18 protein-coding genes and 3 tRNA genes are annotated in these 18,387 nt (G+C 64.2%); 20 read left to right on the top strand and 1 reads right to left on the bottom strand.

The genetic code is table 11. From position 1 onward, the window contains the following. Positions 1 to 228, bottom strand: a 228-nt coding sequence (locus tag AC5P7X_RS14820) for a hypothetical protein (protein ID WP_495215067.1), incomplete at its 3' end; no start/stop codon positions are given. A 441-nt stretch (positions 229 to 669) separates the two neighbouring features. Between AC5P7X_RS14820 and tpiA the strand changes: the two genes are divergently transcribed. From tpiA to rimP, 20 genes are all read left to right on the top strand, one after another. Next, entirely contained in the window at positions 670 to 1,425 is a 756-nt protein-coding gene (gene tpiA, locus AC5P7X_RS14815; RefSeq protein ID WP_021203422.1) for a triose-phosphate isomerase, read from the top strand. A gap of 31 nt (positions 1,426 to 1,456) precedes the next feature. Beyond that, the gene (gene secG / locus AC5P7X_RS14810; protein ID WP_005417938.1) at positions 1,457 to 1,894 is read left to right on the top strand and encodes a preprotein translocase subunit SecG; all 438 of its coding nucleotides are present in this window, start codon (positions 1,457 to 1,459) and stop codon (positions 1,892 to 1,894) included. A gap of 51 nt (positions 1,895 to 1,945) precedes the next feature. Beyond that, positions 1,946 to 2,030: transfer RNA gene (locus AC5P7X_RS14805), tRNA-Leu, on the top strand. 111 nt (positions 2,031 to 2,141) lie between these two features. Continuing rightward, the gene (locus tag AC5P7X_RS14800) at positions 2,142 to 2,498 is read left to right on the top strand and encodes an NADH-quinone oxidoreductase subunit A (protein ID WP_005417937.1); all 357 of its coding nucleotides are present in this window, start codon (positions 2,142 to 2,144) and stop codon (positions 2,496 to 2,498) included. Continuing rightward, complete coding sequence (locus AC5P7X_RS14795; protein ID WP_005417936.1) at positions 2,489 to 3,043, top strand: NuoB/complex I 20 kDa subunit family protein; 555 nt, start codon at positions 2,489 to 2,491, stop codon at positions 3,041 to 3,043. Before AC5P7X_RS14800 ends, AC5P7X_RS14795 begins: the two co-directional genes overlap by 10 nt. Before the next feature lie 33 nt (positions 3,044 to 3,076). After that, positions 3,077 to 3,826 carry an NADH-quinone oxidoreductase subunit C gene (locus AC5P7X_RS14790; protein WP_005410462.1) on the top strand — a complete coding sequence of 250 codons (750 nt, stop codon included), beginning with the start codon at positions 3,077 to 3,079 and terminating at the stop codon, positions 3,824 to 3,826. Next, on the top strand, positions 3,823 to 5,130 hold the full coding sequence (locus AC5P7X_RS14785; RefSeq protein WP_005417935.1) for an NADH-quinone oxidoreductase subunit D: 1,308 nt from the start codon (positions 3,823 to 3,825) through the stop codon (positions 5,128 to 5,130). The genes AC5P7X_RS14790 and AC5P7X_RS14785 overlap by 4 nt, the downstream gene beginning before the upstream one ends. Positions 5,131 to 5,227: 97 nt before the next feature. Next, complete coding sequence (gene nuoE / locus AC5P7X_RS14780) at positions 5,228 to 5,755, top strand: NADH-quinone oxidoreductase subunit NuoE (RefSeq protein ID WP_005410460.1); 528 nt, start codon at positions 5,228 to 5,230, stop codon at positions 5,753 to 5,755. Between the two features lie 4 nt (positions 5,756 to 5,759). Further along, positions 5,760 to 7,100: an NADH-quinone oxidoreductase subunit NuoF gene (gene nuoF / locus AC5P7X_RS14775; RefSeq protein WP_005417934.1), complete on the top strand. Its 1,341-nt coding sequence runs from the start codon at positions 5,760 to 5,762 to the stop codon at positions 7,098 to 7,100. After that, a complete protein-coding gene (gene nuoG / locus AC5P7X_RS14770) occupies positions 7,097 to 9,331 on the top strand; it encodes an NADH-quinone oxidoreductase subunit NuoG (protein WP_053500857.1) in 2,235 nt (744 codons plus the stop codon). Before nuoF ends, nuoG begins: the two co-directional genes overlap by 4 nt. Further along, entirely contained in the window at positions 9,328 to 10,422 is a 1,095-nt protein-coding gene (gene nuoH / locus AC5P7X_RS14765) for an NADH-quinone oxidoreductase subunit NuoH (protein WP_021202065.1), read from the top strand. The genes nuoG and nuoH overlap by 4 nt, the downstream gene beginning before the upstream one ends. 3 nt (positions 10,423 to 10,425) lie before the next feature. Continuing rightward, on the top strand, positions 10,426 to 10,914 hold the full coding sequence (gene nuoI / locus AC5P7X_RS14760; protein ID WP_005417924.1) for an NADH-quinone oxidoreductase subunit NuoI: 489 nt from the start codon (positions 10,426 to 10,428) through the stop codon (positions 10,912 to 10,914). Positions 10,915 to 10,923: 9 nt separating this feature from the next. Beyond that, positions 10,924 to 11,580: an NADH-quinone oxidoreductase subunit J gene (locus AC5P7X_RS14755; protein WP_005417923.1), complete on the top strand. Its 657-nt coding sequence runs from the start codon at positions 10,924 to 10,926 to the stop codon at positions 11,578 to 11,580. Continuing rightward, a complete protein-coding gene (nuoK, locus tag AC5P7X_RS14750) occupies positions 11,577 to 11,882 on the top strand; it encodes an NADH-quinone oxidoreductase subunit NuoK (RefSeq protein WP_005417921.1) in 306 nt (101 codons plus the stop codon). The genes AC5P7X_RS14755 and nuoK overlap by 4 nt, the downstream gene beginning before the upstream one ends. 7 nt (positions 11,883 to 11,889) lie before the next feature. Beyond that, on the top strand, positions 11,890 to 14,055 hold the full coding sequence (gene nuoL, locus AC5P7X_RS14745) for an NADH-quinone oxidoreductase subunit L (RefSeq protein WP_053500855.1): 2,166 nt from the start codon (positions 11,890 to 11,892) through the stop codon (positions 14,053 to 14,055). A 23-nt stretch (positions 14,056 to 14,078) separates the two neighbouring features. Further along, positions 14,079 to 15,587 carry an NADH-quinone oxidoreductase subunit M gene (locus AC5P7X_RS14740; RefSeq protein ID WP_005410452.1) on the top strand — a complete coding sequence of 503 codons (1,509 nt, stop codon included), beginning with the start codon at positions 14,079 to 14,081 and terminating at the stop codon, positions 15,585 to 15,587. A 15-nt stretch (positions 15,588 to 15,602) separates the two neighbouring features. After that, the gene (gene nuoN / locus AC5P7X_RS14735) at positions 15,603 to 17,063 is read left to right on the top strand and encodes an NADH-quinone oxidoreductase subunit NuoN (protein WP_005417915.1); all 1,461 of its coding nucleotides are present in this window, start codon (positions 15,603 to 15,605) and stop codon (positions 17,061 to 17,063) included. Between the two features lie 127 nt (positions 17,064 to 17,190). Beyond that, positions 17,191 to 17,267, top strand: a tRNA-Met gene (locus AC5P7X_RS14730). Between the two features lie 82 nt (positions 17,268 to 17,349). Next, positions 17,350 to 17,426, top strand: a tRNA-Met gene (locus tag AC5P7X_RS14725). Positions 17,427 to 17,793: 367 nt separating this feature from the next. Then, on the top strand, positions 17,794 to 18,384 hold the full coding sequence (gene rimP, locus AC5P7X_RS14720) for a ribosome maturation factor RimP (protein WP_005417913.1): 591 nt from the start codon (positions 17,794 to 17,796) through the stop codon (positions 18,382 to 18,384). Positions 18,385 to 18,387: the final 3 nt, after the last annotated feature.

Below are 18,387 nucleotides of genomic sequence, written 5' to 3'. Positions count from 1 at the left end.
GCAGGCCTCTTTGGCAACCTGCAGCTTGAAGCGCGCGTCATATCTGTTCATGTATCCCTCGGAGGTTGGATCTGGCGTCCAACTCCTGGGGGTCACTTCACCCTGGGGGCTTGGCCGCGGCATCCATGCCGCGGACACCCCGCCATCCGACACCTCTCCGCCTTCGACAGTTTCCCGGTGACGGTTGGTAAATCGCGATTCCCGGTAGGTGTCGACCTTGGTCGACACAAGTAGATCCACGCCATGCGTGGATGAGATCTGTCAGATCGAAGAGGAGTAGGGGTCAGATCCCTTTTCCTGCGGAAAAGGGATCTGACCCCGGCAACCATCCGCAATGCCGCTTTTGCTCTTGCTCTTCTTTTTTCTTTCCGTGGCAGGCGCAACCGCCGGAATGCGTCAGAGGCCGGGCGGGAGGGGATGACGGGGGTGTCCGCGGCATGGATGCCGCGGCCAAGCCCCCAAGGACGGGTTTACGGCGTCCCCCGCCATCCCCACCCGCCCGGCCAAGCCCGCCAATCCAACCGGGCTCTCCGCGACCAACCAAACCCCGCCCCCGGCCACGAGGGGCTGCGCCGTTGGCTGAAAATCCATGTAACCGCTTACAAGGAAACGGATTTTTGCCGCAACGGGTATCATGACCGGCTGACTTCACACAGGAGCCACCCGCTCATGCGCCGCAAGATCGTCGCCGGAAACTGGAAGCTGCATGGCAGCCGTCAATTCGCCAATGAACTGCTGGGGCAGGTGGCCGCCGGGCTGCCGCTGGAGGGCGTGGACGTGGTGATCCTGCCGCCGCTGCCCTATCTGGGCGAGCTGGTCGAGGACTTCGGCGAGACCGGCCTGGCCTTTGGTGCACAGGACGTGAGCAGCAACGAGAAGGGCGCCTACACCGGCGAAGTCTGCGCGGCCATGCTGGTCGAGGTTGGGGCCCGCTATGGCCTGGTCGGCCATTCCGAGCGCCGCCAGTACCACCATGAGAGCAGCGAGCTGGTCGCGCGCAAGTTCGCCGCCGCCCAGCACGCCGGCCTGGTGCCGGTGCTGTGCGTGGGCGAGACCCTGGAGCAGCGCGAGGCCGGGCAGACCGAAGCGGTCATCGCCAGCCAGCTGGCACCGGTGCTGGAGCTGGTCGGCGCGGCAGGTTTCGCCAATGCTGTGGTCGCCTACGAGCCGGTCTGGGCCATCGGTACCGGCCGTACCGCCAGCAAGGAACAGGCACAGCAGGTGCACGCGTTCATCCGTGGCGAAGTCGCGCGTATCGATGCTAGAATCGCCGATTCACTGCCCATTGTTTACGGCGGTAGCGTGAAGCCCGACAATGCCGGGGAACTGTTCGCGCAGCCGGATGTCGATGGTGGGCTGGTCGGCGGCGCCTCCCTGGTGGCCGCGGACTTCCTGGCCATCGCACGGGCGGCGGCCGCGAACTAATCCTAGAAGTATTGTCCGAGGGCGGTTTCCAATGCTGATGTTGATCCTCAATGTCGTCTACGTGCTGGTCGCTGTGGCCATGATCGCGCTGATCCTGATGCAGCGTGGCTCGGGTGCGGCGGCAGGTTCGGGCTTTGGTGCTGGTGCCTCGGGCACGGTGTTCGGTGCGCGTGGCGCCTCGAACTTCCTGTCCAAGTCGACCAAGTGGCTGGCTGTCGTGTTCTTTGGCATCAGCCTCTTCATGGCCTGGTATGCCGGTCACGGCACCCGTCCGGCAGCCGACCAGGATCTGGGTCTGATGTCCGCCCCGGCAGCGGCTGCTCCGGCGGCTCCGGCGGGCGAGCTGCCGGCCGTCCCGAAGGCCGATGCGGTCCCGGCAGCCCCGGTTCCGGCCGCGAATGTGCCGGCTCAGGCGGAATCTTCGGTTTCTGGTGAAGAAAAGCCTTCGGAAGGCTCCCAGAAAGACTGAAGCCGGTTACAATACGCGGCGCATCGGAAAGATAGTCTGATGTGATCGTTTGCCCAGGTGGCGGAATTGGTAGACGCACTACCTTGAGGTGGTAGCGACGCAAGTCGTAGGGGTTCGAGTCCCCTCTTGGGCACCATTTGTAAGTAAAGCGGGTTCGTCTGGCGCGCAAGGCGCCAGGCAGGTTCCCGTCCACTCCCCCATGCCAAAGCGCCTGCAGGCGCGGCGGCAGAGGCAAGAGAGAATCGCTGTGCTGGCCGAATATTTGCCGTCTCTGCTGTTTCTGATCGTTGCCACCGGTATCGGCGTTACGCTGATGCTGGTTGGTCGATTCCTCGGTCCCCGCCGCCCCGATCTGGAAAAGCTGTCACCGTATGAGTGCGGCTTCGAAGCCTTCGAAGACGCGCGCATGAAGTTCGACGTGCGCTACTACCTGATCGCGATCCAGTTCATCGTCTTCGACCTGGAAATCATCTTCATCGTGCCGTGGACCCAGGTCTTCATGGAACTGGGCGCCCGTTCGCTGGTCACCATGGGCCTGTTCGTCGGCATGCTGTTCCTCGGTTTCATTTACGTCTGGAAGAAGGGAGCGCTGGAATGGGAGTGATTCAGACTCTCGATGGCCTCATGAACAACCCGTCGCCGGAAGGCCGGGTTGATGACATCCTGCGGCCGGAAGGCGACAACCCGCTGCTGGAAAAGGGCTTCGTCACCACCAGCGTCGACGCACTGCTGAACTGGGCGCGCACCGGCTCGATGTGGCCGATGACCTTCGGCCTGGCCTGCTGTGCGGTCGAGATGATGCATGCCGGCGCCGCGCGCCTGGACCTGGACCGCTACGGCGTGGTGTTCCGCCCGTCGCCGCGTCAGTCCGACGTGATGATCGTGGCCGGCACCCTGGTCAACAAGATGGCCCCGGCGCTGCGCAAGGTCTACGACCAGATGCCGGACCCGAAGTGGGTCATCTCGATGGGTAGCTGCGCCAACGGTGGCGGCTACTACCACTACTCCTATTCTGTGGTGCGCGGCTGTGATCGCGTGGTGCCGGTGGACGTCTACGTCCCGGGCTGCCCGCCGACCGCCGAGGCGCTGGTGTACGGGATCCTGCAGCTGCAGAAGAAGATCTGGCGTACACAGACCATCGCCCGCTGACCCCTTCACCTGACTAGAGCGCGCCAAGCCCCCATGGCAGAGCAAGCATCCTTCATCGACCGACTCTCCGCACGTTTCGCTGGTGCGAAGGTCATCGTGGTCGAACCCCGCGGCGAAGTGACGCTGGAAGTGCCTGCCGCCGAGTGGCACGCCACCGCCCTGGCGCTGCGTGACGAGTTTGGTTTCGAGCAGGCTGTGGATCTGTGCGGCGTCGACTACCTCGGTTATGGCTCCGACGAATGGGACACCGCTGACGTGTCCTCGCAGGGCTTCAGCCGAGGCGTCGAAGGCAAGGCCCAGGGCCGCTTCGCGTGGGGCGAGTTCCCCACCGAGGAAAACGGTGCCGACGGTGCCCGCCCGCAGCACATGCCGACCCAGCGCTTTGCGGTGGTCGCGCAGCTGCGTTCCTACCAGCACAACCTGATGATGCACCTGCGCTGCTTCGCCCCTGACGAAGCACTGCCGGTGGTGTCCTCGCTGACCGGCATCTGGCCGGGCCTGAACTGGTTCGAGCGCGAGGCGTTCGACCTGTACGGCGTGATCTTCGAAGGCCACCCGGACCTGCGCCGGATCCTGACCGACTACGGTTTCGTCGGCCATCCGTTCCGCAAGGACTTCCCGCTGATCGGCAATGTCGAAGTCCGCTACGACGAAGAAAAGAAGCGCGTGATCTACGAACCGGTCACCTCGGTGGAGCCGCGCGTCGGCGTGCCGCGCGTGATCCGCGACGACGCCCGTCTGCAGACCGCAGAAGGTGAGCGCGCGCAGGAGGCAGTGAAGTGAGCCATGTACACCAGGCCGGCGAAGCATTCGCCAGCAACGCCGCCGAGAGCCGGCAGGAAATCCGCAACTACACCATGAACTTCGGCCCGCAGCATCCGGCCGCTCACGGTGTGCTGCGCCTGATCCTGGAAATGGACGGTGAAACCATCATGCGCGCCGACCCGCACGTGGGTCTGCTGCACCGTGGTACCGAGAAGCTGGCCGAGTCCAAGCCGTTCAACCAGTCGATCGGCTACATGGATCGCCTGGATTACGTGTCGATGATGTGCAACGAGCACGCGTACGTGCGCGCGATCGAGACCCTGATGGGTATCGAGGCACCGGAACGTGCCCAGTACATCCGCACCATGTACGATGAAATCACCCGCATCCTCAACCACCTGATGTGGCTGGGCTCCAACGCGCTCGACCTGGGCGCGATGGCGGTGATGCTGTACGCCTTCCGCGAACGCGAAGAGCTGATGGACTGCTACGAAGCGGTTTCCGGCGCGCGCATGCACGCGGCGTACTACCGTCCGGGCGGTGTCTACCGCGACCTGCCGGACCACATGCCGAAGTACAAGGAATCGCGCTGGCACAAGGGCAAGGCGCTGAAGCAGCTCAATGCTTCGCGCGAAGGCTCGCTGCTGGACTTCCTGGAGAACTTCACCGTCGAGTTCCCCAAGCGCATCGACGAATACGAAACCCTGCTGACCGACAACCGTATCTGGAAGCAGCGTACCGTCGGCATCGGCGTGGTCACTCCCGAACTGGCCCACCAGTGGGGCATGACCGGCGTGATGCTGCGCGGCTCGGGCATTGCCTGGGACCTGCGCAAGAAGCGTCCGTACGCCAAGTACGATGCCGTCGATTTCGACATCCCGCTGGGCAAGGAAGGCGACTGCTACGACCGCTATCTGGTCCGCGTTGCCGAAATGCGCGAATCCAACCGCATCATCAAGCAGTGCGTGGCGTGGCTGAAGGCCAACCCGGGCCCGGTGATGGTGAAGAACTTCAAGGTCGCTCCGCCCAGGCGCGAGGACATGAAGGACGACATGGAAGCGTTGATCCACCACTTCAAGCTGTTCAGCGAAGGCTACTGCGTGCCGGCCGGCGAGACCTACTCGGCGGTGGAAGCCCCGAAGGGTGAATTCGGCTGCTACCTGGTCTCCGATGGCGCCAACAAGCCGTTCCGCGTGCACCTGCGTGCGCCGGGCTTCGCCCACCTGTCCTCGATCGATTCGGTCGTGCGCGGCCACATGCTGGCTGACGTGGTGGCGATGATCGGCACCTACGACCTGGTGTTCGGCGAGGTTGACCGGTAATGCCGTCCGCCACGCCAACGCCCGCTGCAGGCAGCCGGCGCAAGCCGGCGCCGCAGTTTCTGGAATTTCACGTTATGCATTTCGCTGAGGTCGGCCGATGAAGGCGACAGGTAATTTCGAGGCGGCGCGCGACGTCGACCCGATGGTGGTGCTGAGCGACAAGACCCGCGCTCACATCGATCACTGGCTGTCCAAGTTCCCGCCGGACCGCAAGCGCTCTGCCGTGCTGCAGGGCCTGCATGCGGCCCAGGAGCAGAACCAGGGCTGGCTGACCGACGAACTGATCGCCGGCGTGGCCAAGTACCTGGACCTGCCGCCGGTGTGGGCCTACGAGGTCGCCAGCTTCTACTCGATGTTCGAGACCGAGAAGGTGGGCCGCAACAACGTGGCCATCTGCACCAACATCAGCTGCTGGCTCAATGGCGCCGAGGACATCGTGCGCCATTGCGAGAAGAAGCTGGGCATCAAGCACGGTGAATCGACCCCTGACGGCCGCGTCTACCTCAAGCGCGAGGAAGAGTGCCTGGCCGGCTGCGGTGGCGCGCCGATGATGGTCATCAACGGTCACTACCATGAGCGTCTGACCCTGGAAAAGGTCGACGAGCTGCTGGACGGGCTGGAGTAAGGGCATGGCACATCACCACGAATCCAAGGGTCCGGTCGGCCCCGCGCCGCTGCCGCACCAGGTGGTCTATACCACCCTGCATTACGACACCCCGTGGTCGTACGAAAGCTACCTGAAGACCGGTGGCTACGCTGCCCTGCGCAAGATCCTCGAAGAGAAGATCCCGCCGGAGCAGGTCATCGAGATGGTCAAGGCCTCGGGCCTGCGCGGCCGCGGTGGCGCCGGCTTCCCGACCGGCCTGAAGTGGTCGTTCATGCCCAAGGGCAACATGCAGAAGTACATCCTCTGCAACTCGGACGAATCCGAGCCGGGCACCTGCAAGGATCGCGACATCCTGCGCTACAACCCGCATTCGGTCGTGGAAGGCATGGCGATCGCCTGCTACGCCACCGGTTCGACCGTGGGCTACAACTACCTGCGCGGTGAATTCCACCACGAGCCGTTCGAGCACTTCGAGCAGGCCCTGGCCGACGCCTATGCGAACGGCTGGCTGGGCAAGAACATCCTCGGCAGCGGCGTGGACATCGACATCTACGGCGCGCTGGGCGCCGGCGCGTACATCTGCGGCGAAGAAACCGCGCTGATGGAATCGCTGGAAGGCAAGAAGGGCCAGCCGCGCTACAAGCCGCCGTTCCCGGCCAACTTCGGCCTGTACGGCAAGCCGTCAACGATCAACAACACCGAAACCTATGGTTCGGTGCCGGCGATCATCCGCAACGGCCCGGAGTGGTTCAAGGGCCTGAGCCTGACCGCCAACGGCGGCCCGAAGTGCTTCTCGGTGTCCGGCTGCGTGCAGAACGGCGGCAACTTCGAAGTGCCGCTGGGCACCACCTTCGATGACCTGCTGGAGATGGCCGGTGGCCTGCGTCCGGGCCGCAAGCTCAAGGGCGCGATCCCAGGCGGCGTGTCGATGCCGGTGCTGACCGCAGCCGAACTGAAGGGCCTGCCGATGGACTACGACACCATCCGCGCACTGGGCTCCGGCCTGGGTTCGGGCGCGATCGTCGTGCTCGACGACAGCGTCTGCTGCGTCAAGTTCGCCTGTCGCATCAGCCAGTTCTTCCACAAGGAATCCTGCGGCCAGTGCACCCCCTGCCGTGAAGGCACCGGCTGGATGCACCGCGTGCTGGAGCGCATCGTCGCCGGCAAGGCCACGATGGAAGACCTGCACCAGCTGAAGGCAGTGGCCGGCCAGATCGAAGGCCACACCATCTGTGCGTTCGGCGAAGCGGCTGCATGGCCCATCCAGGGCTTCCTGCGCCAGTTCTGGGACGAGTTCGAGTACTACATCGTCAACGGTCATTCGATGGTTGACGGCAAGAAGGTGGAGGCAGCCGCTGCATGAGCGCGCAACCCGTAAATCCGAGCGTCCCACCCGATCACGTCACCATCGAGATCGATGGCAAGTCGCTGGTCGTGCCCAAGGGCTCGATGATCATCCAGGCCGCTGACAAGGCCGGCATCTCCATTCCGCGCTTCTGCTATCACGAGAAGCTGCCGATCGCCGCCAACTGCCGCATGTGCCTGGTGGACGTGGAGAAGTCGCCGAAGCCGGCGCCGGCCTGTGCCACCCCGGTGATGGATGGCATGAAGGTCGCCACCCGCAGCGAGAAGGCACTGAAGTTCCAGCGCTCGGTGATGGAGTTCCTGCTCATCAACCACCCGCTGGACTGCCCGATCTGCGATCAGGGCGGCGAGTGCGAGCTGCAGGACGTGTCGCTGGGCTATGGCCGTTCGGTCAGCCGCTTCAACGAGCGCAAGCGCGTGGTGCCTGACGAGGACATGGGTCCGCTGGTCGCCACCGAGATGACCCGCTGCATCCAGTGCACCCGCTGCGTCCGCTTCACCGCCGACGTTGCCGGTACCTACGAACTGGGTGGCATGTACCGCGGTGAGAACCTGCAGATCGGTACCTTCGACGGCAAGCCGCTGACCACCGAGCTGTCCGGCAACGTCGTTGACGTCTGCCCGGTCGGCGCGCTGACCAACAAGGTGTTCCAGTTCCGCGCCCGCCCGTGGGAACTGACCGCGCGCGAGTCGCTGGGCTACCACGATGCGATGGGTTCGAACCTGTTCCTGCACGTGCGTCGCGGCGAAGTGCTGCGCACCGTGCCGCGCGACAACGAAGCCGTGAACGAGTGCTGGCTGTCCGACCGTGACCGCTACTCGCACCAGGGCCTGTACAGCGAAGACCGTGCGGTCAAGCCGCTGCGCAAGGTCAACGGCGAGTGGAAGGAAGTGAGCTGGGCCGAAGGCCTGGCCGCGGCCGCCGAAATCCTCAAGGCCAACCAGGGCGACAATCTGGGCGTGCTGGTGCACCCGTCGACCTCGAACGAGGAAGGCGCACTGCTGGCCCGCCTGGCCAAGGGCCTGGGCTCGGGCAACATCGACCACCGCATCAACAACCGCGATTTCTCCGACGCCGCAACCGCCGAAGTGTTCGGCCTGCCGCTGGCCGAGATCGAGGGCGCCGACCGCATCGTGGTCCTGGGCAGCAACATCCGCCACGAACTGCCGCTGCTGCACGCCCGCCTGCGCAAGGCGCAGACCACCAAGGGCGCGAAGATCCACGTCGTCAATCCGGTGGACTTCGACTTCGCCTTCAGTGTCGCCGGCAAGCAGATCGTTGCCCCGTCGAAGTTCGTCGACGCGCTGGCCAACGCCGAGCTGCGTTCGGCAGTGCAGGGCGGCAACAACACCGTGCTGATCGTTGGTGGCATCGCCGAGAACCACCCGCAGGCTGCCGCGATCCGCGCTGCCGCGCGTGACTTCGCTGCCGCTACCGGTGCCAAGCTGTGCCGCATCCCGCAGGGCGCCAACGCCGTTGGCCTGACCCGCGCCGGCGTGCTGCCGGCTGGCAAGGACGTCGCCGCGATGCTGGCGCAGCCGCGCCAGGCCTACGTGGTGTACGGCCTTGAGCCGGGCCTGGACTTCGCCGACGCCCCGGCCGCCCGCAAGGCGCTGGCCGGTGCCCAGGTGGTGGCCTTCAGCCAGTTCGCCTGCGCCTCGACCCGCGACGTTGCCGACGTGATCCTGCCGATCGGTGCGCTGCCGGAAATCGATGCCACCCTGACCAACCTCGATGGTCGCGAGCAGTCGGCCCGTGCCGGCGGCAAGCTGCCGGGCGAGGCCCGCGAAGGCTGGCGCGTGCTGCGAGCACTGGGCGGCGACATGGCCCTGGCCGGTTTCGACTTCACCGACCTGGCCGGCCTGCGTGCCAGCCTGGCCCCGGTGTCGGTCACCGTCGCTGCTTCGGCGCAGCCGGCAGTTGCCGGTGAAGGCCTGGAAGTGGCTTCGACCGCCGCGATCTACCGCACCGATGCGGTGGTCCGTCGCGCGCCGGCACTGCAGTCGCATCCGCTCAACAACGCCCCGCGCATCGTGCTGAACGCAGAAGATGCCGCTCGCCTGCAGCTGCAGGAAGGGCAGATGGCCAAGGTCGGCACCGACGCCGGCAAGGCCACCCTGCCGGTGGTGGTCGACGCCCGCGTCGCTGCGGGTTCGGTCTGGATTGAATCGGGCCACGGCGCGACCGCGCCGCTGGGTGCCGCTCGCGTATCGGTGGTGGCTGCATGAACGAATTGCTGTTGAACGCGGTCGACCCGCTGCACCAGTGGCTGCTGGGCCTCGGTGACATCGGCGCGCTGATCTGGATCATCCTGAAGATCCTGGTGATCGCCGTGCCGGTGATCATCTCGGTGGCCTTCTACGTGGTCTGGGAACGCAAGCTGATCGGCTGGATGCACGTCCGTCATGGCCCGATGTACGTGGGCATGGGCATCTTCCAGGCCTTCGCCGACGTCTTCAAGCTGCTGTTCAAGGAAGTGGTCCAGCCGAGCAGCGCCAACAAGGCGATCTATCTGCTGGCCCCGCTGATCACCCTGGCCCCGGCCTTCGCGGCCTGGTCGGTGGTGCCCTTCGATTCGCAGATCGTGCTGTCCAATGCCAACGCCGGCCTGCTGTACCTGCTGGCGATGACCTCGCTGGGCATCTACGGCATCATCCTGGCCGGCTGGGCATCCAACTCGAAGTATGCGTTCCTGGGTGCGATGCGTGCCTCGGCGCAGATGATCAGCTACGAAATCGCCATGGGCTTCGCCCTGGTCGGCGTGATGATCGCCTCGGGCAGCCTGAACCTGAGCAACATCGTGATGGCGCAGGCCGGCAGTTCCGGCTTCTTCGACTGGTTCCTGCTGCCGCTGTTCCCGCTGTTCGTCATCTACTGGGTGTCGGGCGTGGCTGAAACCAACCGTGCGCCGTTCGACGTGGTGGAAGGCGAGTCGGAAATCGTTGCCGGCCACATGGTCGAGTACTCCGGCGGCGCCTTCGCCCTGTTCTTCCTGGCCGAATACGCGAACATGATCCTGATCAGCTTCCTGATCTCGATCTTCTTCCTCGGCGGCTGGCTGAGCCCGGTCCAGGGCTGGGTCGATTTCGGCAATGTCTCGCCGCTGGTCGACTGGATCTGGAAGGGCGGTGCACCGTGGTTGTTCGTCAAGGTGTTCTTCTTCGCCAGTGCCTACATCTGGTTCCGTGCCAGCTTCCCGCGCTTCCGCTATGACCAGATCATGCGCCTGGGCTGGAAGGTCTTCATCCCGCTGGCCATTCTGTGGATCGCGGTTACCGCCGTCATGGTGTTCTTCGGCGTGATTCAAAAGGGCGTCTAAGTGATGAACAGGATTACCCATTACTTCAAGAGCCTGCTGCTGCTCGAACTGCTGGCCGGCCTCTGGCTGACGCTGAAGTACAGCTTCAAGCCGAAGTACACGATGATGTACCCGATGGAGAAGTTCCCGCAGTCGCCGCGCTTCCGTGGCCTGCACGCCCTGCGCCGTTATCCCAACGGCGAAGAGCGCTGCATTGCCTGCAAGCTGTGTGAAGCGGTGTGCCCGGCCCTGGCCATCACCATCGACTCGGCCAAGCGCGAGGACGGCACCCGCCGCACCACCCGCTACGACATCGACCTGTTCAAGTGCATCTTCTGCGGCTTCTGCGAAGAAAGCTGCCCGGTGGACTCGATCGTCGAAACCCACATCCTCGAGTACCACTTCGAGAACCGTGGCGAAAACATCGTTACCAAGCCGCAGCTGCTGGCCCTTGGCGACCGTCTCGAGTCCGAGATCGCCGAGCGTCGTGCCGCCGATGCCGCTTACCGCTGAGGTCGAGAGATGGATTGGGTAAATATCGCTTTCTGGGTGTTCGCCATCGCGGCAACGGTTTCGGCCGGTGCGGTGATCAGCGTGCGCAACCCGGTTCACGCCGTGCTCTGCCTGGTGCTGACCTTCTTCTCCATTGCCTGCGTGTGGCTGCTGGTAGGGGCCGAGTTCCTCGGCGTAGCCCTGGTGCTGGTCTACGTCGGCGCGGTGATGGTGCTGTTCCTGTTCGTGGTGATGATGCTGGACATCGACCCCACCAAGCTGCGTGAGGGCTGGGTGCGCTACCTGCCGGTCGGCCTCATCGTCGCGGTGGCGATGCTGGCGCAGATGCTGATCCTGATCGGCGTCAAGGCACGCTCGGTTACGCCGTTCCCGGCTGACAACGCCGCTGCGGTCGCCGCCGACAGTTCCAACATCACCTGGCTGGCACGCACGCTGTTCACCGAGTACCTGCTGCCGTTCGAGTTCGCCGCCGTCATCCTGACCGTGGCCGTGGTTGCCGCCGTCATGCTGACCCTGCGCCGTCGTACCGGCGTCAAGAGCCAGAACCCGGGCGAGCAGACCATGGTCAAGGCCGGCCAGCGCCTGCGCATGGTCAAGATGGGTGCCGAAGCACCGGTCGTGCACAGCAACAGCAAGCCGGCCACCGGCGAGGAGACCCAGCCGTGATTACCCTTGGCCACATCCTTGCGCTTGGCGCTGTGCTGTTCGCCATCAGCCTGGCCGGCATCTTCCTCAACCGGAAGAACGTCATCGTCCTGCTGATGTCGATCGAACTGATGCTGCTGTCGGTGAACATCAACTTCGTCGGCTTCTCGCGCCAGCTGGGCGACCCGTCCGGCCAGCTGTTCGTGTTCTTCATCCTGACCGTCGCCGCCGCGGAAGCCGCCATCGGCCTGGCGATCCTGGTGACCCTGTTCCGTACCCGCCGCACGATCAATGTCGGCGAAGTCGATTCGTTGAAGGGCTGATCCACAGATGGAAATCACTCTCTCCAAGAGTCTGTTGATCGCAGTGGTGCTTGCGCCGCTGTTCGGCAGCATCATCGCCGGCCTGTTCGGTCGCCAGGTCAAGCGCTTCGGCGCGCAGACCATCACCATCCTCGGCGTCGCGGTGGCCTGCGGCCTGTCGATGTACACGCTCTACCAGCTGCTGTGGGGCGGCGCACAGCCGTTCAACCAGAACATCTACACGTTCTTCGAAGTCGGCCAGTACTCGGCCCACGTCGGCTTCATGGTCGACAAGCTGACCGCGATGATGATGGTGGTGGTGACCTTCGTGTCGCTGCTGGTCCACATCTACACGATCGGCTACATGCAGGACGATCCGGGCTACCAGCGGTTCTTCAGCTACATCTCGCTGTTCACCTTCTCGATGCTCACCCTGGTGATGAGCAACAACTTCCTGCAGCTGTTCTTCGGCTGGGAAGCGGTGGGCCTGGTGTCGTACCTGCTGATCGGCTTCTGGTTCAAGCGCCCGACCGCGATCTTCGCCAACATGAAGGCGTTCCTGGTCAACCGCGTCGGCGACTTCGGCTTCCTGCTCGGCATCGCCGGCGTGCTGTGGGTGTTCGGCACCCTGGACTACTCGCAGGTGTTCTCGCAGGCCGGCATGCTGGCTGATCCGCGCGCCCAGCTGCAGATCTGGGACGGCACGATCCTGGGCATGCAGCTGCTCAACGAGCCGGTGATCTGGTCGATCGCTACCGTCATCTGCATCTGCCTGTTCATTGGTGCCATGGGCAAGTCGGCCCAGGTCCCGCTGCACGTGTGGCTGCCCGACTCGATGGAAGGCCCGACCCCGATCTCGGCACTGATCCACGCCGCGACGATGGTGACCGCCGGTATCTTCATGGTCACCCGCATGTCGCCGCTGTTCGAGCTGTCGCAGACCGCGCTGAACTTCGTGCTGTTCATCGGTGCCACCACCGCGTTCTTCACCGGCCTGATCGGTATCGTGCAGAACGACATCAAGCGCGTCGTCGCGTACTCCACGCTGTCGCAGCTGGGCTACATGACGGTTGCACTGGGCGTGTCGGCCTACTCGGCAGCCGTGTTCCACCTGATGACCCACGCCTTCTTCAAGGCGCTGCTGTTCCTGGGTGCCGGCTCGGTCATCATTGCCATGCACCACGAGCAGGACATGCGCAAGATGGGTGGCCTGCGCAAGTACATGCCGATCACCTTCATCACCATGTGGATCGGTACGCTGGCACTGGTGGGTACGCCGTTCTTCTCCGGCTTCTACTCGAAGGACACCATCATCGAGGCCGCCGAGCTGCACGCGCACCTGTCCGACAACTGGGTGGCCACCTACGGCTACTGGGCAGTGCTGGGTGGCGTGATCGTCACCAGCTTCTACAGCTTCCGCCTGCTGTTCCTGACCTTCCACGGCAAGGAGCGTTTCCGCGACGTGCATCATGACGATCATGGTCACGGCCATGACGCTCACCACGCCGCCGACGCCCACCACGGCGATGCGCATCACGATGACCACGGCCATGGCCACGGTCCGCATGAGCCGCACGAAACCCCGTGGGTGGTGACCTTGCCGCTGATCCTGCTGGCCATCCCGTCGATCGCCATCGGTTTCTTCAGCATCGGTCCGATGCTGTACGGCACCGACTGGGCCGGCCATCATGCCCACGATGCCATCAAGGGCCAGGCGCATACGTTCTTCACCGGAATCGTCGACTTCTACGATCCGGCCAAGAACACCATCGGCTTCCTGGGTGAGGAGTTCCACGGCCCGGTCGCCTTCGCGCTGCACGGCATGATGGCTCCGGCGTTCATGCTGACCGTTGCGGGCTTCCTGCTGGCCGCACTGTTTTACCTGTGGAAGCCGGACCTGTCGGGCAAGGCGCGCAAGACCTTCGCTCCGCTGGTGTCGGTGCTGGAAAACAAGTACGGCTTCGACAAGCTGTGGATCGATGGCTTTGCCGGTGGCAGCGTCAAGCTGGGCAAGGTCTCGCGCTGGATCGACAGCAACATCGTCGACGGCGTGGTCAATCTCTCGGCACGTGTTGTGGACGTTGCAGCCGGCGTGCTGCGTCGTACCCAATCCGGTTTCCTCTATCACTACGCCTTCGCGATGATCATCGGCCTGATTGCCCTGCTGGGCGTGCTGATGCATTACCTGCGTTGATGACCTGTACGGAATAAGAAGACGTGTCGAACTGGCCTCTACTCAGTGTCCTCATCTGGCTGCCGATCATCGGTGGCGCCCTGATCCTTGCGATCCGTGATGCGCAGACCGCCCGCTGGGCGTCGCTGGGCGTAGCGGTGCTGACGTTCGTGGCGAGCCTCTCGCTGCTGAGCGGCTACAACGCGGGCATCGACGGTCTGCAGTTCGTCGAGACCCATGCCTGGATCCCGGCGTACAAGATCGGCTACAACCTGGGCGTGGACGGCATTGCCGTGGCGCTGATCCTGCTGACTACCCTGGTCAGCGTGCTTGCCCTGATCGGCGCCTGGAGCGCCATCGACAAGCGCGTGAACCAGTACGTGGCGGCTTTCCTGATCCTGGAAGGCGTCACGGTCGGTATCTTCGCGGCGACGGACGCGATGCTGTTCTACGTGTTCTTCGAGGCGATGCTGATCCCGATGTTCCTGATCATCGGTGTCTGGGGCGGCCCGCGTCGCATCTACGCTGCGCTGAAGTTCTTCTTGTACACCTTCCTCGGCTCGGTGCTGATGCTGGTGGCACTGATCTACCTGTACATGAAGGGCGGCAGCTTCCAGCTGGCCGACCTGTATGCACTGCCACTGTCGGCCAAGGAACAGACCTGGATCTTCTTCGCGTTCCTGATCGCCTTCGCGGTCAAGGTGCCGATGTTCCCGGTCCATACCTGGCTGCCGGACGCCCACGTGGAAGCGCCGACCGCCGGTTCGGTGATCCTGGCCGCCATCGCGCTGAAGATCGGTGGCTATGGCTTCCTGCGCTTCAACCTGCCGATCGTCCCGGACGCGTCGCAGGAATGGGCCTGGCTGGTGATTGCGCTGTCGTTGATCGCAGTGATCTACGTTGGCCTGGTCGCCCTGGTACAGGACGACATGAAGAAGCTGATCGCCTATTCGTCGATCGCGCACATGGGCTTCGTCACCCTGGGCACCTTCATTGCCCTGTGGCTGGTCCGTGAAGCCGGCAACGCCGATGCCGCCCGCCTGGGCCTGCAGGGCGCCATGGTGCAGATGATCTCGCACGGCTTCGTCTCCGGCGCGATGTTCTCCTGTGTCGGCGTGCTGTACGACCGCATGCACAGCCGCCGCATCGCCGATTACGGCGGCGTGGTCAACGTGATGCCGTGGTTCGCCACCTTCGCCATGCTGTTCTTCATGGCCAACGCGGGCCTGCCCGGTACCAGCGGTTTCGTCGGCGAGTTCATGGTCATCCTGTCGGCCTTCCAGCGCAATCCGTGGATCGCGCTGGGCGCGGCCACCACCCTGATCATCGGCGCCGCCTATACCCTGTGGCTGTACAAGCGCATCTTCTTCGGTGAAGTGGCCAACAGCCATGTTGCCGAACTGAAGGACATCAACGGCCGCGAATGGCTGGTGCTGGGCGTGTTCGCCATCGGCGTGCTGGCCCTGGGCATCTATCCCAAGCCGCTGACCGACCTGATGGAGCCCTCGATCGCGAAGCTGGCGATGCAGATCGCATCCAGCAAGCTGCTGTAATTCCAGGATTTGATGATGACCACCTCGCCGCTGCTGCCATTGACCGCCGCTGACCTGCCACCACTCGCTCCCGAGCTGGTGCTGATCGGCAGCGCCTTCGCCCTGATGATCCTCGACCTGTTCGTCAGCAACCGGAACAAGATCGTCACCCACCTGTTCTCGCTCGCTGCGCTGGCCGTGGTGCTGTTCATGCTGGCCACCGGCGTGGGCGGGCAGGGCGAGGTCTTCCATGGCATGTTCGTGCGCGATACCGCCGCGGACGTGATGAAGACCGGGATCGTGCTGCTCAGCGGCCTGACCCTGGTCTACGGCTGGCGTTACCTGCGTGAGCGCAACCTGTTCCAGGGCGAGATCCCGGTGCTGATCCTGTTCGGCACCGCCGGCATGATGATCCTGGTGTCAGCCGGCAGCCTGCTGATGGTCTACCTGGGCCTGGAACTGCTGGCGCTGTGCTCCTACGCCCTGGTCGCCAGCAACCGCGAGAACGGCCTGGCCTCGGAAGCGGCGATGAAGTACATCGTGCTCGGCTCGCTGGCCTCTGGCCTGCTGCTGTACGGCATGTCTCTGATCTACGGCGCTACAGGCAGCCTGCACCTGGACGTCATCCGTGACGCCATCCCGCACTCGGAAGAGCGCGTGCTGCTGATCACCGGTGCGGTGTTCATGATCGCCGGCGTCGCCTTCAAGCTGGGTGCGGCACCGTTCCACATGTGGCTGCCGGACGTGTACCAGGGGGCCCCGGCACCGATCGCACTGTTCATCAGCTCGGCGCCGAAGCTGGCCGCCTTCGGCATGGCCTACCGCCTGCTGGAAATGGGCGTGGGTCCGCTGTCGACCGAACTGCAGCTGCTGATCGCCGGCCTGGCCGCAGTCTCGCTGGTCATCGGCAACCTGATGGCCATCGCGCAGAGCAATCTCAAGCGCATGCTGGCGTTCTCCACCGTCTCGCACATCGGCTTCCTGCTGATGGGCATCGCCGGTGGTGGCGCACAGGGCTATGCCGCTGCGCTGTTCTACGCACTGGCCTACGCCATCATGTCGACCGCCGCCTTCGGCGCGATCATCGCGCTGTCGCGTGCCGGTTTTGAAGCCGAGAACATCGAGGACTTCAAGGGCCTCAATGCCCGCAACCCGTGGATGGCCGGCCTGGTGCTGTGCATCATGGCGTCGCTGGCCGGCATCCCGCCGTTCCTGGGCTTCTGGACCAAGCTGGCGGTGCTGGGCGCGGCCGTCAACGGCGGCCTGCTGTGGCTGGCCATCCTGGGCGTGCTGTGCGCCGTGGTCGGCTGCTTCTACTACCTGCGCGTCATCAAGGTCATGTACTTCGATGAGCCGGTGGGCGAGGCCATGCCGCGCAACAACGACCGCGTGCTGGGTGTGGTGCTGGGTGTCAATGCCCTGGCGCTGCTGGCCTTGGGCCTGGCCTGGAACCCGATCATGGTCTGGTGCCAGCAGGCATTTGCGCATCTTGCATAAAAGTTGACACAAAGCTGCGCGATTCGTGTAATATGCGCAGCCTGAGTTGTCACTGCAGCGGTTCAGCCAGAACATCGTTGCGGTAGCCCCCCTCGAAAGAGCAGGGCAGCAGTTCAAACACTTCCGGTGCGGGGTGGAGCAGTCTGGCAGCTCGTCGGGCTCATAACCCGAAGGTCGCAGGTTCAAATCCTGCCCCCGCTACCAACTTCGGATCGGCGCCAACCGATTTGATGAATGAGGGGAGGCTTGCAGTTTTTGGAGCAACCGCTCATAATTCCGCTTCTGATGCGGGGTGGAGCAGTCTGGCAGCTCGTCGGGCTCATAACCCGAAGGTCGCAGGTTCAAATCCTGCCCCCGCTACCAAGTAGAGAAATCGCCTTCGAAGTCCTGCTTCGAGGGCGTTTTTCTTTGGGGTCTGCGTCGTTTCTGCGTGATCGGGGTCAGATCCCTTTTCCCGTGGAAAAGGGATCTGACCCCGGGTCCGCACCTTGCACCAGCGCGGTGCAGCCGCTATCATCAGCGGCCTAGCAGTACCCCTGAAGGCGGCCTCCCAGCGGGAGTCCGGACCCGGAAGGAGGGCCGCAACCGGCAGGCAATGCAGGTTGCAACCGGAATCCAGTCACCGGAGTCTTTCCGGAAAAGGGGCCCAACGGGCCCTTTGTCGTTTCCGGGGCGTCATGTTTCCACGCCGGCCAAGGCCGGCACCCAACCATAGAGATCAAGGCAGGCTGTGAGCGACAAGGCAACCGACATCGCGAATCTGCTCGCCCCGACCGTTGTGTCGCTGGGCCTGGAGCTGCTGGGCGTTGAGTATCTGCCGGCCCCCGGCGGTGCGACCCTGCGCCTTTACATCGACGTGCCGCTGGCTGAACAGCCCGAGCGCATCATCAATGTCGACGACTGCGAGCGGGTCAGCCGCGAAGTCTCGGCGCAGCTGGACGTCGAAGACCCGATCAGCGGCAATTACACGCTGGAAGTGTCCTCGCCGGGCGTGGACCGCCCGCTGTTCAACCTGGAGCAGTTCGGCCGCCACCAGGGTGAATCGGCCAAGGTCACGCTGAAGCTGCCGCAGGACAACCGTCGTCGCCTGCAGGGCCGCATCGAAGCGATCGACGAGGCTGCGGGCACCATCACCTTCATCGTCGACAAGGCTGAAGTGGTCGTGTCGGCCGACAACATCGACAAGGCACGGATCATGCCCGACTGGGTGGCGCTGGGGCTGGCCCCGAGCAAGCCGACCGGTCCGGCGCCGAAGCGTCCGAAGCCGAACACGAATTCTTCTTCCAACGAGCCGGCGGCAAAGAAGCCGCGCGCGGAGTGAGCC

The sequence above is a fragment of the Stenotrophomonas sp. YJH_SMC_53 genome (genome assembly GCF_059369995.1).
Note: the sequence above shows the minus strand (reverse complement) of the source record. Positions and strands in the feature narration are given on the sequence as shown.

Bases quoted from the DNA above. Each gene is read 5' to 3' on its own strand.
- secG (WP_005417938.1), top strand. From the start codon at position 1,457: ATGCTGATGTTGATCCTCAATGTCGTCTACGTGCTGGTCGCTGTGGCC.
- tpiA (WP_021203422.1), top strand. From the start codon at position 670: ATGCGCCGCAAGATCGTCGCCGGAAACTGGAAGCTGCATGGCAGCCGT.
- nuoL (WP_053500855.1), top strand. From the start codon at position 11,890: ATGGAAATCACTCTCTCCAAGAGTCTGTTGATCGCAGTGGTGCTTGCG.
- nuoE (WP_005410460.1), top strand. From the start codon at position 5,228: ATGAAGGCGACAGGTAATTTCGAGGCGGCGCGCGACGTCGACCCGATG.
- nuoG (WP_053500857.1), top strand. From the start codon at position 7,097: ATGAGCGCGCAACCCGTAAATCCGAGCGTCCCACCCGATCACGTCACC.
- nuoI (WP_005417924.1), top strand. From the start codon at position 10,426: ATGAACAGGATTACCCATTACTTCAAGAGCCTGCTGCTGCTCGAACTG.
- AC5P7X_RS14795 (WP_005417936.1), top strand. From the start codon at position 2,489: ATGGGAGTGATTCAGACTCTCGATGGCCTCATGAACAACCCGTCGCCG.
- nuoF (WP_005417934.1), top strand. From the start codon at position 5,760: ATGGCACATCACCACGAATCCAAGGGTCCGGTCGGCCCCGCGCCGCTG.
- nuoH (WP_021202065.1), top strand. From the start codon at position 9,328: ATGAACGAATTGCTGTTGAACGCGGTCGACCCGCTGCACCAGTGGCTG.
- AC5P7X_RS14790 (WP_005410462.1), top strand. From the start codon at position 3,077: ATGGCAGAGCAAGCATCCTTCATCGACCGACTCTCCGCACGTTTCGCT.
- AC5P7X_RS14755 (WP_005417923.1), top strand. From the start codon at position 10,924: ATGGATTGGGTAAATATCGCTTTCTGGGTGTTCGCCATCGCGGCAACG.
- nuoN (WP_005417915.1), top strand. From the start codon at position 15,603: ATGACCACCTCGCCGCTGCTGCCATTGACCGCCGCTGACCTGCCACCA.